The following is a 13,336-nucleotide window of genomic DNA, read 5'->3' as shown; positions in this document are numbered from 1 at the left end:
CGATGGCTCGTCCGCCGCTCGCGCTGTCGCTTCAGTTCGCCGATCCCGCGCACCGAGCGGCGCTGCCGCGGCACCGCGTGGCGCGCTGGATCCGCGCGGCGCTGGAGCGGCCGGCCGAGATCACGGTGCGCATCGTCGATGCGCAAGAGGGGCGCGCGCTGAACCGCGATTACCGCGGCCGCGACTACGCCACCAACGTGCTCACCTTCGACTACAGCCGCGAGCCGGTCGTGTCAGCCGACCTGATCCTGTGCGCGCCGGTGGTGGCCGAAGAGGCACGCCGGCAGAGGCTGGACCTGGAGGCGCACTACGCCCACCTGCTGGTGCACGGAGCGCTGCACGCCCAGGGCTACGACCACGAGGCCGATGCCGATGCCCAGGTGATGGAGGCGCGCGAGAGCGAGATCGTCATGGCGCTGGGCTACGCCGATCCGTACCGGCGCCGGCGCTGATCCGGCGCGGCCACAGCACCGAGGCGATCGCCGCGCCCATCAGCACGATGGCCGCGCCGTCCTGCCAGTGCAGCGACTCGCCGAGCCACCAGGCGCCCGACAGCGCCCCGAGCACCGGGATCATCATCACCGACAACGACGAGGCGGCCGGCGGCAGCGTGCGCGCCAGCACCAGCCAGACAGGCTGCGAGAAGCCGAACACCAGCAGCGCGTTGTAGCCCACGGAGAACCAGATCGCGGGCGGCGGCGCGTGCCATCGATCGCGTTCGATGATCGCCGCGAGCAGCGTGACGACGACGGTGGTGATCACCGTCATCCACCAGCTCAACGCGATGGTGGACGCCGCGAGGTGCGTGCGGCGCATCTGCTGCGTGCCCAGCCCCCAGGCCGCCGCGGCCACGAGCATGCCGAAGGCACCCCACGGGCGGCCGGCGATCTGCGCGAGCTCGTGCCACAGCAGCAGCGCGACGCCGACGGCCGCGGCCGCGATCCCGATCCGCTGGCGGGCCGTGAGGCGCTCGCCGAACAGCGCACGGCCCCACACGGCGCTGAAGATCGGCATCGTGTAGCCGAGGATCGCGGCGCGGCCGGACGACAGCGCCTGCACCGCGAGGATCGACACCGTGTGCCAGACCAGCATGTTGGTCAGCGTGAGCTTGGCCACCTCGGGCCAGTCACGGTGCGGGATGCGCAAGTCGGCCTTCATCCAGCGCGTCACGGCGAACAGCACCGGCAGGCCGAGCCACATCGAGAGCGAGCGAAAGGTGAGCGGCGGGAATCCCGTCACGCCGAGCTTCATCACGGGCCAGTTGAGCCCCCAGGTCAACGTGAGCAGCACCAGCAGCAGCGACTGGCGGGGCGTCAGGCTCAATGCGAGGTACCGATGTAGCGCTTGCGCCAGAAGAAGACGCTGAGGCCGAGACCCAGCACGAGCATCACGCCGAAGATGATCCAGAAGCCGCGTGCGCTGTGGATCAACGGCAGGCCTTCGAAATTCATGCCGAAGAAGCCGGTCACCAGGTTCAGCGGCAGGAAGATCGCGGTCAGCACGGTCAGCGTGCGCATGATGGCGTTGGTGCGGTTGCTCTGCGCTGCGAAGTACATCTGCACCGCTGCCTCGGCCGACGATTCGAGCCGGCGCACGTGCGTGAGCACGCGTTCGATGTGCTCGAGCACGTCCTTGGAGCGCACCCGCACGAGCTCGCGCTCACGACGCGCGGCGGCGTCCGGCGGCTCGGGCCACTCGTCGAGGGCGTCGATCCACTCGACGATGGCGGCGCGCTGGTCCTCGCAGGTGTCCTCCAGCACATGCAGCGTGTTGCGCGAGTCGAGCAAGACCTGCCAGGTCTCCAGGCGGCTGCGCGCGCCGAAGAGCTCTTGCTGCAGGTAGCCGAGCTGGCGCGTCAGCAGGCGACGCAGCGCGAGGTAGCTGTCGACCATGTGGTTGACCATGCGCAGCATCAGGTCGGCCGGACTGGCGGGAAGCCTGCCCCCGCGTTGCTCGCTGACCTGCGACTGCGTCTTGAGTCGCTGCACGAAGAACTCGAACACCTGGCATTCGGTCGGATGCACGCTGAGCAGCAGGCGATCGAACAGCGCGAAGCCGACCGGGCTGGTGTCGATGGAGGCCAGCGCTCGCCGTGCGCTGGCGAGCGTGCCGTGGCTCTCGTCCACGAACATCTCTGCGCTGCCGCCGCCCGCGGCCAGTCGGCGGAACACCAGGATGTCGTACCAGGAGGTGTAGTCGTAGTGCGAAGGAAGCTGGTTGTTGAGCAGGTCGGCCACGTGCGGCTCGAACAGCTGGCCGCCGGTCCACGACTGCAGCGCCGACTGGAGGCGCGAGATCTGGACCTCGAACTCGCGGCGAGCCGTGCCCATCCACAGGTAGCCGCCGGCGGGCAGGCGCTCGGGCAGCGTGTCGAGCTCGATGAACTGGTCGCCGTGGACGTGAAAGATGCGCATCGGCGCGGCTTCAGGCGCGGGCCAGACGCGCCGCGTCGAGCGCGAAGTAGCTCAGCACGCCGTCAGCCCCGGCCCGCTTGAAGGCGAGCAGGCTTTCCATCATCACCGCATCGTGATCGAGCCAACCGTTGGCCGCGGCGGCCTTCAGCATCGCGTATTCGCCGCTCACCTGGTAGGCGAACGTGGGCAGGCGGAATTCGTCCTTCACGCGGCGCACGATGTCGAGGTAGGGCATGCCGGGCTTGACCATCACCATGTCGGCGCCTTCGGCGATGTCGAGCGCCACTTCGCGCAGCGCCTCGTCGCTGTTGGCCGGGTCCATCTGGTAGACCTTCTTGTTGCTCTTGCCCAGGTTCCTGGCCGATCCCACCGCGTCGCGGAACGGGCCGTAGAACGCGCTCGCGTACTTGGCGCTGTAGGCCATGATCCTGGTGTGAATGAGCCCGCGCGCTTCGAGCGACTGTCGGATGGCGCCGATGCGGCCGTCCATCATGTCGCTCGGGGCGACGATGTCGACGCCGGCCTCGGCCTGCACCAGCGCCTGCTGCTTGAGCACCTCGACCGTCTCGTCGTTGACGATGTAGCCGCTCGCATCGAGCAGGCCGTCCTGGCCGTGGCTGGTGAACGGATCGAGGGCCACGTCGGTCATCAGGCCGAGCTCGGGAAAGCGTTTTTTCAGCTCACGCACGACGGTCGGCACCAGGCCTTCGGGGTTCAGCGCCTCGCGGCCGTCCTCGGTCTTCAGCGCCGTGTCGATCACGGGAAACAGTGCCATCGCCGGCACGCCCAGCGACAGGCATTGCTCGGCTACCGGCAGCAGGCGGTCCACGCTGAGGCGCTGCACGCCGGGCATGGAGGCCACGTCCTGCGTGTGTCCGTGCCCGGCGAGCACGAACACCGGCAGGATCAGATCGGAGGGATGCAGTCGGTGCTCGCGCACCATCGCGCGGCTGAATTCATCGCGGCGCAATCGGCGTGGACGGCTGGTCGGAAACGGGGGGAGGATGGACACGTGGAGGTGCTTTCCGAAGATCGCACAAGCACGGCCGGCAGCCTTGTACCGAGGGGGAAAACTTCGCGTTATTCCGGTGTCGGCGGCGTTTCGGAAGCGATGTGCATCTGCTAAAGTAAGCGGTGAATGATAGCCGCAAGGCTTTCGTTCCCTGCTTTTCCTCCCTGAGCAGGTGCCTTACCGTGATGACAGCGTTAAGGCTTTTGAGCCCTGACCATGCGTCAGGGCTTTTTCTTTGCGCACCGCCGCATCAGCGATCAGACACCCGACGGATAGGTCTCGGGTTCTTCCGTGTGCTGGGAGATGGCGTCGGCATCCAGCGGCTGCAACGCATGGGTCGTGTCCAGGTGCACCAGCGCATCGAACTGCCGCGACACCGACGCGCCGAAGTAGTGGCTCCATCGCTCGGTGTCCGGCCGGTAGATCACGCCGATGGCACGCTGCAGGCGCTCCCGCGACAGCGCATGCTGCAGCGCATCGCTGCCCTCGCGCAGCGCAAGCACGAAGCGGTCGAGGCCGCTGTCGTGCAGCAGGCCTTCGATGCTGTCGGGCCGCGACGGCACGATGGGCTTGAACTCCACCGGCATGTCCCAATCCGTGGCCGCGGCCACCAATCCGGTGTGCGTCGTGAAGCCCAGCAGGAAGCTCTCGTTCGGCCGTGTCTGCGACTCGCGCACGAGCTGGCCGAGGTTCCACTGCCCGCGCCGCGCCGACTCGGTGGCCCGGGCATCGCCGAGATGAGAGTTGTGCGCCCACACCACGATTCGCGCCGGACGCCCGCGCTGCGCCGTCAGGTGGCGGTCCAGCGCATGGAGGGTGTCGGCCATGTGCTGATCGCGCAGGTTCCACGAGTCGCTGCGGCCGCTGAACATGGTGCGGTAGTACGCCTCGGCGTTGCGGACGACGAGTGCGTTCTGCTGCGCGTAGAACAGCTCGTCGGTGGCGGCCGCGCCATCGTGCCTCAGGCGGCTGCTGTCGCCGCACAGGTCGCGAAGCTGGAGCAGCACCTCGCGCTCGCAGTCCTCGCGCAGGCCGAAGTGCACGGCGTGGCCATACGCCTGCGGATCCTGGGCGACTTCGTCGAAGCAGGCATAACGGGCGCGCGCTCGCCGCGCCGCCTCGGGGTCGGTGCGGTCCAGGTAGAGCAGCACCGCGTTCATCGACTCGCGCAGGCTGTAGAGATCCAGGCCGAAGAAGCCGACCTGCGCCGATTCTTCCGGCACGCTGCAGTTGCGCTGGCGCAGCCACTCGATCCAGTCGCTAACCTCGGTGTTGCGCCACATCCAGCGAGGGAACCGCTCGAAGCCCCGCAGTGCGCTCTCGGCCGAACTGTCGTCGTCGCTGCCTTGCGCGTAGCGGCTGACGCGCAGCGCGGCGGGCCAGTCGGCCTCGACCGCGACGGCGTCGAACCCCTTGTCGACGATCAGCCGCCGGGTCAACTCGGCGCGCAGCCGATAGAACTCGTGAGTGCCATGCGTGGCCTCGCCCAGCAGCACCAGCCGCGACGGACCCACCAGCCGCACCAGCATGTCGACGTCGCCCAGATCCGTCAGGAGCTGTGCTTCGTCGCGAACGAGTTCGAGGATGCGTGTCTGCGCCGTCACTCGGAACGAGAGGCAATCTGCATGCCGGCCGACGGCCGGGTACGCTGTTTGCGGCAGCGCCGCAACAACCGATGCTGCATCGCCATAATCGCGCGATGCCCTGGATCAAAGCCTTCCACATCGTCTTCGTCGCCAGCTGGTTCGCCGGCCTTTTCTACCTCCCGCGCATCTTCGTCAACCTCGCGATGGTGCCGGCCGACAGCCATGCCGAGCGCGAACGCCTGCTGATGATGGCGCGCAAGCTCTACCGCTTCGCCAGCATGCTGATGGTGCCGGCAGTGGGCCTGGGACTGTGGCTGTGGCTGGGCTATTTCCGCGACACCGGCGGATGGCTGCATGCCAAGCTGCTCCTCGTCGTGCTTGCCATCGGCTATCACCATGCGTGCCGGTCACTGCTGCGCAAGTTCGAGCAGTTCGCGAACCAGCGCAGCGAGCGCTGGTTCCGCGTCTTCAACGAAGTCTCGGTGCTGCTGTTCGCCGCCATCGTCGTGCTGGTCGTCGTCAAGCCGTTCTGACCCGCCGCCCAGCGCATGGCCAGCCACCGCAGCTCCGCCGCGCCGCTGGCCGGCATCTATGCGGCGCTGATCGTCTACGCCAGCCTCTACCCGTTCACCGGGTGGCGCATGCCGGGTCCGTCGATATGGGCCTTCCTGCTCCGCCCGTGGTGGCAGTGGTGGACCTCGTTCGACCTCATCTCCAACCTCGTCGGCTACCTTCCGCTGGGCGCCCTGGTGTTCGGCGCGTGCGTGCGCTCGGGCTGGTCGCCCGGACGCTCGGTCGCGGTCGCGGTCGCGGCCGGCAGCGGCCTCTCGTTCACCATGGAGCTGCTGCAGAACTTCCTGCCCCACCGCGTGTCGTCCAACGTCGATCTGGCACTCAACACGGTCGGTGCCGCGGCCGGCGCCGCGCTGGCGCTGAGCGTCCACCTGCTCGGCGGCGTCGAGCGCTGGCAGGCGGTGCGCGAGCGCTGGTTCATCGATCACAGCGCGGGCGGTCTCGCGCTGCTCGTGCTGTGGCCCATCGGCCAGCTCTTCCCCGGGCCGGTCCCGTTCGGCGGCGGTCAGGTCTGGCCGCGGCTGCGCGACACCTTGTCCGGATGGCTCGAGGACAGCGCGGTCGCCCCGTGGGTCGAACCCTGGCTGGTGCCCGACGACAGCGCGGGCGCCGCCCTGTCCTCGGGCAGCGAATTCATCGCCATCGCGCTCGGCCTGCTGGCACCTTGCCTGGTCGCCTACGCGATTTCGCGACCCGGCTGGCGTCGACTGGTGCTTGCTCTGGGTGCGACGGGGCTCGGGCTGGCGGCCATCACCTTGTCGACCGCGCTCAATTTCGGGCCGCAGCATTCGCTGGCGTGGCGCACGCCGGCGGCCGAAGCGGGTCTGCTGGCCGGGGTGACCCTGGCGCTGGCGCTGGCGTGGGTGCCGCGCCGCGCGGCGGCCGGGCTGGGGCTGATGGTGCTGGCTGCGCTGGTGGCGGTCATCGCGCAGGCGCCGGCGGACGCCTATTTCGCCGAGAGCCTGCAGGCGTGGGAGCAGGGACGCTTCATCCGCTTCCACGGCGCGGCACAGTGGGTCGGCTGGCTGTGGCCGTACGTGACCATGGCTTACCTGCTCGCCCGCATCGGCGCCAAGGAGTCGGGTTGACCGCGGGGTCCCTAAAATGCGCGGATGAGCAGTTACTACCAGCGGCACATCTTCTTCTGCCTCAATCAGCGGGACAACGGCGAAGACTCGTGCGCGCATCACAGCGCCCAGGCCGGTTTCGATCACTGCAAGAAGCGCATCAAGGCCGAAGGGCTCGCGGGACCTGGCGGCATCCGAGTCAACAAGGCCGGCTGCCTGGACCGCTGCGCCGGCGGGCCGGTTGCCGTCGTCTATCCCGAGGCCGTCTGGTACACCTATGTCGACGCGAACGACATCGACGAGATCGTCGACGCGCACCTGAAGAAGGGCGAGGTCGTCGATCGGCTGCTTCTGCCGCCCAACGTCGGCCGATGAATTCCCACACCGTCCGCGAGATGCTGGCCGGGCCTGCCGGCGCGATCGAATGTGCGTTGGATGCGCCGGCGGCGGCGCCCGCGGGCGTGGCCGTGATCTGCCATCCGCACCCGGTGCACGGCGGCACGATGGACAACAAGGTCGTCATCACGCTGGCGCGCGCATTCCTGCAGATCGGCTTTCGCACGGTGCGCTTCAACTTCCGCGGCGCGGGCGGCTCGCAAGGGCACTGGGACGAGGGGCGCGGCGAGGTCGACGATGCGCTGGCGGTGATTGCCGCCCAGCGCGAGGCCGATGCGCCGTTCATGCTCGCCGGCTTCTCGTTCGGCGCCTACGTGGCCGCGGCAGCGGCCAAGCGCCTGGCCGAGGGCGACAAGCCGCAGCGCATGGTGCTGGTCGGACCCTCCACGCAGAAGCAGGCGATGGAAACGGTGCCCGCCGACACCATCGTCGTGCACGGCGAGTCCGACGAAGTCGTGCCGCTGTCGGCCACCCTCGACTGGGCGCGCCCGCAATCGCTGCCCGTCATCGTGCTGCCCGGTGTCGGGCACTTCTTCCACGGGCAGTTGTCGCTGCTCAAGAACCTGGTCGTGCAGCAACTGCAGCGGCCGATAGCCTGAACCCTTCGCGACGAAGCGGCTCAGACGCCTCGCTCTGTCCTCACTCCGGATCCCGATGAAATCATTCCTTTCCCTTCTTGCCTCGCTGGCCCTTGCCGGCGCCGCCTTCGCGCAGACCCCGCAGCCGCCGGAGGTCGCGGCCAAGAGCTATCTGCTCGTCGACCTCACGAGCAACCAGCCGCTCGCCGAGCGCGAAGCGGACGCGCCGGCCGATCCTGCGTCGCTCACCAAGCTGATGACGGCCTACATCGTCTTCAACGCGATCAAGGAGAAGCGCCTCACGCTCGAGCAGACGGTGGCGGTGTCCAAGCGCGCCTGGGAGGAGCGCAAGGGTGGCGGATCGCTGATGTTCATCGACACGACGATGCAGCCCAAGGTCGAGGAACTGCTGCGCGGCATGATCGTGCAAAGCGGCAACGACGCCTCGGTCGCGCTGGCCGAGGCGGTGGGCGGCACGCTCGACCAGTTCGTCGCGATGATGAACCGCCAGGCCCAGGCCTGGGGGCTGAAGAACACGACATTCAAGAATGTCACCGGTGTCACCGAGGCGGGCCACAAGAGCACGGCGCGCGACCTGGCGGTCATCGCCGGCCACATCATTCGCGACCACCCCGACTTCTACACGCTGTATTCGATCAAGGACTACAAGTACAACAACATCGCGCAGCCCAACCGGAACTTGCTGCTGCGCCGCGATCCGACAGTCGACGGCATGAAGACCGGCTACACCGAAGCCGCCGGCTACTGCCTCATCGCAAGCGCCCAGCGCGACTTTCCCAACGGCAAGCGCCGGCTGCTGAGCGTGGTGCTCAACACCACGTCGATGGAGGCGCGCGCCAACGAGAGCCAGAAGCTGCTGAACTGGGGCTTCCAGGCCTTCGATGCGATCCGCCTGTTCGACACCAGCAAGCCGATGGTGACGGTGCCGGTGTGGAAGGCCTCCGCGAAGGAGGCCAAGCTCGGTCCTGCAGAAGCGATGTACGTCAGCGTGCCGCGCGGCGAGGGCGGCAACCTGAAGACGAACCTGGAGCGCACCGATCCGCTGGTCGCCCCGCTGGGCAAGGGCCAGCGCGTGGGCACCGTGCGTGTGACCACTGCTTCGGGCACGAAGGTTGCCGAGGTGCCGCTGGTGGTGATGGAGCCCGTCGAGCAGGCCGGCATCTTCGGCCGCGCCTGGGACTCCCTGCGGCTGTGGATCAAGTAAGCTCGCCCATCGGCCCTGCCGCCCAACCCGGAGTCATGGAGGCGCGATGCAGACCATCCCCGACATCCTGTGCTACCTGAACGGCGAATACACCTCGCTCGCCCAGGCGAAAGTGCCGGTTCTGGACCGCGGTTTCATCTTCGGTGACGGCGTTTACGACGTCGTCCCGGTGTACGGCCGCAAGCTGTTCCGATTCGACGAGCACCTGGCCCGCCTGACGCGCAGCCTCGGGAAGGTCCGTATCGCCAACCCGCACACGCGTGCCGAGTGGCTGGAGCGCTGCCGCAAGCTGATGGCGGCGCAGCCGGCCGAGGACCAGGTCGTCTACGTGCAGGTCACCCGCGGCGTGGCGTTGCGCGATCACGTGATGCCCGCCGACATCGAGCCGACGGTGTTCATGATGGCCACGCCCATGAAGCACCCGACGCCCGAGCAGCGCCACCAGGGCGTGGCCTGCGTGACCGCGCGCGACTTCCGCTGGGAGCGGGCCGACATCAAGTCCATCTCGCTGCTGGGCAACGTGCTGGCGCGCCAGATATCCGCGGATCGCGGTGCCTACGAGACCGTCATGTTCCGCGGCGGGTTCCTCACCGAGGCCTCGGCGAGCAACGTCTGGGTCGTGCACGAAGGCGCCGTGCTGGGCGCGCCCAAGAGCGAGCACGTGCTCGAAGGCATCCGCTATGACCTGATCCGCGAGCTGTGCGAGGAAGAGGGCATCGCCTACAACCTCCGCCCGATTCCGGAGGCGGAGGTGCTGGCGGCGGACGAACTGATGATCAGCTCGGCCACGAAGGAAATCCTTCCGGTGACCACACTCGATGGCGACCCCGTGGGCCACGGGGCCCTGCGCGGCAAGCCCGGTCCAGTGTATGCACGCCTGCACGAGGCCTACCAGCGAGCCAAGACGATCCAGTCCATCTGATTGAGATCGCGCCCGCGGGCCCCATCTGGTCCGGATGACGACGACGATGAAAGACATTCCCCCCGAGCAGTCGCTGATCGAGTACCCCTCGCGCTTCCCGATCAAGGTCATGGGGCTCAATGCCGACGGATTCGCCGAGGCCATCGCCCGGGTGGCGCAGGCCTTCGATCCCGGCTTCGATCCAGCCAGCATGGAGAGGCGACCGAGCCGGGGCAACACCTACCTGGGACTGACCATCACCATCACGGCCACCAGCCGCGAGCAGCTCGATGAGCTGTATCGCACGCTCAGCACGCACCCCATGGTGAAAGTCGTGCTGTGAAGCCCGCCGGGCCGCCCGTCGTCAAGCTGCTCGGCCGGGTCGACTACGCGGCGACGGTCGAGGCGATGCGCCGCTTCACGGAAAGCCGCGACGACGAGACGACCGACGAGATCTGGCTGTGCGAGCACGCGCCGGTCTACACGCAGGGCATCGCCGGCCGCCAGGAGCATGTACTGAACGCGCACGGCATCCCGGTGATCGCCACCAACCGCGGCGGCCAGGTCACGTTCCACGGCCCGGGCCAGGTCGTGGCCTACCCGCTCATCGATTTGAAGCGGCTGGGCATCTACGTGAAGGAATACGTCTACCGGCTCGAGCATTGCGTCATCAAGACGCTGGAAGCCGACGGTGTCACGGGCCACCGGGTGCCCGGTGCGCCGGGAATCTACGTGAGGCTGGACGATCCCTTCGGGCACGCGCCGGTCGATGCTCGTGCGCCGCGCGATCGCGAGGGCGTGCGTGCGGCGGTTGGGGATCCGTTCGCTGGGGTGGGGAAGATCGCCGCCCTCGGCATCAAGGTGACCCGCCACTGCACCTATCACGGCGTCGCCCTCAACGTCGCGATGGATCTGCAACCCTTCACATGGATCAATCCGTGCGGCTACGAAGGGCTGAAAACGGTCGACCTCGCTACACTCGGGGTTTCCACGGAGTGGGCCACGGTGGCCCGGCGGCTTGGCGACAGGCTGGCCTCGCACCTGGGCCCTTGAGTCGGATGTCGCCCGGACATGTCCCCGGCTCGCCCTCAGCAGCAGAAAGCCAGCCGATGTCGACCGACAACGTGACCCACCAGGCCCAGGACGCCGCCAGCTACGACGCCACCGCCAAGCAGAAGGCCCAGGCGAAGACGGCGCGAATCCCGATCAAGGTCGTGGCCGCCGAGACGCTGAAGAAGCCCGACTGGATCCGCGTGCGTGCCGGCTCGCCGACCACCCGCTTCTACGAGATCAAGCAGATCCTGCGCGAGCACAAGCTGCACACGGTCTGCGAGGAAGCGTCGTGTCCGAACATCGGCGAATGCTTTGGCAAGGGCACGGCCACCTTCATGATCATGGGCGACAAGTGCACCCGCCGCTGCCCGTTCTGCGACGTGGGCCACGGCCGGCCCGATCCGCTGGATGCGGACGAGCCGCTCAACCTCGCCCGGACGATCGCGGCGCTGAAGCTCAAGTACGTCGTCATCACGAGCGTCGACCGCGATGACTTGCGCGATGGCGGCGCCGGGCACTTCGTCGAGTGCATCCGCCGGGTGCGCGAGCTGTCGCCCGCCACGCGCATCGAGATCCTGACGCCCGACTTCCGCGGCCGAATGGACCGCGCGCTCGACATCCTGAAGGCCGCCCCGCCCGACGTGATGAACCACAACCTCGAGACCATCCCCCGCCTGTACAAGGAGGCGCGGCCGGGCTCGGACTACATGTTCTCGCTCAACCTGCTGAAACGCTTCAAGGAGTTCGCGCCCGGGGTGCCGACCAAGAGCGGCCTGATGGTCGGACTGGGCGAAACGGACGAGGAGATCCTGCAGGTGATGCGCGACATGCGCGAGCACGGCATCGACATGCTCACCATCGGCCAATACCTGGCGCCCAGCGGTCACCATCTGCCCGTGCGCCGCTACGTGCATCCGGACACCTTCAGGATGTTCGAGCGCGAAGCCGAGACGATGGGCTTCAGTCACGCCGCCGTGGGCGCCCTGGTGCGCTCGAGCTACCACGCCGACCAGCAGGCACATGCGGCGGGCGTGGCGGATGCCGTGAACTGAGCGCCAGCCAGGCCGGGACTCCCGTCGCAGCGGACACGCTGAGCTGCGGGAATTGCCGGCGCCCGATGCGGCGCCTGACGCTCGACGGCCATTACGGCCAGCGTGTCGAGATCGACCTGTGCGCGCCTTGCCACCTGGTGTGGTTCGACACCGTCGAGTCGGTGCGGCTCACCGGCACGGGCCTGCTGGCGCTGCTGGGTGAGATGACAGAGGCTCAGCGGCAAGCGCATCACGTGCTCGACCCGGATGCACGCTGCCCCCGATGCGCCGGCGCATTGAAGCCGATCCACAACCGCTCGCGCTGGGGCCCCACGCTGCAACTCGAATGCCGGAGGCGGCACGGCGCTTATCAGACCTTCGCGCAGTTCCTCTCCGAGAAGGGACTGGTGCGCCCGCTGTCGTCGGCCGATCGGGCCGCACTGACACGGCGCGGGAGCTTGCATTGCCTGAACTGTGGGGCGGCCGTGGGGCCGTCGGATGCGCGCTGCACCTATTGCGATGCCTCGCCCGGAATGGTCGACGTCGCGCGCCTGGCCGCCGCCCTCGACCCCGAAGGCGCGACCGAAGGCCATGCAGTGCACGGCGTGGCGGCCCGCCATGTCGCGCTCGAATGCCTGGCGTGCGGCGCGCCGCTGCCGCCGGGCGTGTCGGCGCAGTGCGAGCAATGCGGTGCGACCCTGGCGGTGGCCCAGCTGAGCCAGGCGCATCGGGCGGTCAGCGCGCTCGAGGACGCGCTGCGCTCGCATGCGCGTTCGCCGGCACCGCATGTCCGCGCGCGTCGCCTGCTGCAGCTGGAAGGCGATGTATCGCGCAGGCGCGAGTTCGCGCGGCAGATGCAAGCCGAGGCCGACGCGGTGGACGAATCCGGCGGCGGAGCGTTCTGGGACGACCTGCGCGAGCGGCCGTGGACGGTGGCTGCCGCGGCGGCGCTGCTGCTGTTCGTCTGGTGGCTGTTCTACGCCTGAGCGCTCAGGCCTCGGCCAGCAGCTTCTCCACCAGCTCGTGCAGCTTGGCGAAATCGGGCTCGCCGACGAAGCGCTTGACGATCTCGCCGCGCTTGTTGATCAGCACGCTGGTGGGCGTGAGCTTCACGTCGCCGAAGCTTTTGGCGATGTGGCCGGTGTTGTCTATGGCGACGCCGAACGGCAGCTTGCGCGTCTCGGCGAAATTGATCACGTACGCGGGCGGGTCGTAGCTCATCGCCACCGCCACCGTCTCGTAGCCGCGCGCCTTGTACTTCTCGTGCGTCGACGCGATCTGCGGCATCTCGTGCACGCATGTCGTGCAGCTGGTGGCCCAGAAGTTCACCAGCACCACCTTGCCGATCAGCTGGGTGGTGCCGGATGTCGTGCCGTCGAGCAGCGTATACGTGACGGCAGGCGCGGTCTCGCGGCCGGCGACACTTTGAAACGTGAGGTAGGCGCCGACACCGATTGCCAAGACGGTGAGGGCGGAAGCAACATGGCGGGCAAATTTCAT

The 13,336-nt window shown here is 68.2% G+C and carries 16 protein-coding genes; 11 read left to right on the top strand and 5 right to left on the bottom strand.

Annotated elements, in window-relative coordinates; translation table 11 throughout:
• The first annotated feature begins 2 nt into the window (after positions 1-2).
• The gene (gene ybeY, locus P7V53_RS29305; RefSeq protein WP_280153009.1) at positions 3-452 is read left to right on the top strand and encodes an rRNA maturation RNase YbeY; all 450 of its coding nucleotides are present in this window, start codon (positions 3-5) and stop codon (positions 450-452) included.
• Here the strand turns inward: ybeY and P7V53_RS29300 are convergent.
• From P7V53_RS29300 to P7V53_RS29285, 4 genes are all read right to left on the bottom strand, one after another.
• Positions 409-1,323: a DMT family transporter gene (locus P7V53_RS29300; RefSeq protein ID WP_280153008.1), complete on the bottom strand. Its 915-nt coding sequence runs from the start codon at positions 1,321-1,323 to the stop codon at positions 409-411. The genes ybeY and P7V53_RS29300 overlap by 44 nt on opposite strands.
• Entirely contained in the window at positions 1,320-2,414 is a 1,095-nt protein-coding gene (locus P7V53_RS29295) for a magnesium transporter CorA family protein (protein ID WP_280153007.1), read from the bottom strand. The genes P7V53_RS29300 and P7V53_RS29295 overlap by 4 nt, the downstream gene beginning before the upstream one ends.
• A 10-nt stretch (positions 2,415-2,424) precedes the next feature.
• Complete coding sequence (gene hemB / locus P7V53_RS29290; protein ID WP_280153006.1) at positions 2,425-3,426, bottom strand: porphobilinogen synthase; 1,002 nt, start codon at positions 3,424-3,426, stop codon at positions 2,425-2,427.
• Positions 3,427-3,683: 257 nt separating this feature from the next.
• Positions 3,684-5,030, bottom strand: coding sequence for an erythromycin esterase family protein (locus P7V53_RS29285; protein WP_280153005.1), 1,347 nt, complete (start codon positions 5,028-5,030; stop codon positions 3,684-3,686).
• 95 nt (positions 5,031-5,125) lie between these two features.
• Here P7V53_RS29285 and P7V53_RS29280 point away from each other — a divergent pair, with 95 nt between their 5' ends.
• The 10 genes from P7V53_RS29280 to P7V53_RS29235 all read left to right on the top strand — a co-directional run bounded on the left by P7V53_RS29280 (position 5,126) and on the right by P7V53_RS29235 (position 12,822).
• The gene (locus P7V53_RS29280; protein ID WP_280153004.1) at positions 5,126-5,545 is read left to right on the top strand and encodes a CopD family protein; all 420 of its coding nucleotides are present in this window, start codon (positions 5,126-5,128) and stop codon (positions 5,543-5,545) included.
• Positions 5,546-5,560: 15 nt separating this feature from the next.
• Positions 5,561-6,673 (top strand): VanZ family protein, encoded by a 1,113-nt coding sequence (locus tag P7V53_RS29275; RefSeq protein WP_280153003.1) that lies wholly within the window; start codon positions 5,561-5,563, stop codon positions 6,671-6,673.
• 24 nt (positions 6,674-6,697) lie between these two features.
• On the top strand, positions 6,698-7,027 hold the full coding sequence (locus tag P7V53_RS29270; protein ID WP_280153002.1) for a (2Fe-2S) ferredoxin domain-containing protein: 330 nt from the start codon (positions 6,698-6,700) through the stop codon (positions 7,025-7,027).
• A complete protein-coding gene (locus P7V53_RS29265) occupies positions 7,024-7,647 on the top strand; it encodes an alpha/beta fold hydrolase (RefSeq protein ID WP_280153001.1) in 624 nt (207 codons plus the stop codon). The genes P7V53_RS29270 and P7V53_RS29265 overlap by 4 nt, the downstream gene beginning before the upstream one ends.
• Before the next feature lie 55 nt (positions 7,648-7,702).
• Positions 7,703-8,851, top strand: a complete 1,149-nt coding sequence (locus P7V53_RS29260; protein WP_280153000.1) for a D-alanyl-D-alanine carboxypeptidase family protein — start codon at positions 7,703-7,705, stop codon at positions 8,849-8,851.
• 46 nt (positions 8,852-8,897) lie between these two features.
• Positions 8,898-9,773 (top strand): D-amino acid aminotransferase, encoded by an 876-nt coding sequence (locus P7V53_RS29255; protein ID WP_280152999.1) that lies wholly within the window; start codon positions 8,898-8,900, stop codon positions 9,771-9,773.
• A 46-nt stretch (positions 9,774-9,819) separates the two neighbouring features.
• Positions 9,820-10,095: a DUF493 family protein gene (locus P7V53_RS29250; RefSeq protein ID WP_280152998.1), complete on the top strand. Its 276-nt coding sequence runs from the start codon at positions 9,820-9,822 to the stop codon at positions 10,093-10,095.
• A gap of 65 nt (positions 10,096-10,160) precedes the next feature.
• Positions 10,161-10,805 carry a lipoyl(octanoyl) transferase LipB gene (lipB, locus tag P7V53_RS29245; RefSeq protein WP_280156644.1) on the top strand — a complete coding sequence of 215 codons (645 nt, stop codon included), beginning with the start codon at positions 10,161-10,163 and terminating at the stop codon, positions 10,803-10,805.
• Between the two features lie 56 nt (positions 10,806-10,861).
• On the top strand, positions 10,862-11,857 hold the full coding sequence (lipA, locus tag P7V53_RS29240; protein WP_280152997.1) for a lipoyl synthase: 996 nt from the start codon (positions 10,862-10,864) through the stop codon (positions 11,855-11,857).
• A 65-nt stretch (positions 11,858-11,922) separates the two neighbouring features.
• On the top strand, positions 11,923-12,822 hold the full coding sequence (locus P7V53_RS29235) for a hypothetical protein (protein WP_280152996.1): 900 nt from the start codon (positions 11,923-11,925) through the stop codon (positions 12,820-12,822).
• Positions 12,823-12,826: 4 nt separating this feature from the next.
• Here P7V53_RS29235 and P7V53_RS29230 read toward each other — a convergent pair whose 3' ends face one another.
• Positions 12,827-13,336, bottom strand: a complete 510-nt coding sequence (locus tag P7V53_RS29230) for a TlpA disulfide reductase family protein (protein WP_280152995.1) — start codon at positions 13,334-13,336, stop codon at positions 12,827-12,829.

It is taken from the genome of Piscinibacter sp. XHJ-5, from assembly GCF_029855045.1.
GTDB lineage: Bacteria > Pseudomonadota > Gammaproteobacteria > Burkholderiales > Burkholderiaceae_C > Albitalea.
This window is presented reverse-complemented; position numbering and strand designations above follow the sequence as displayed.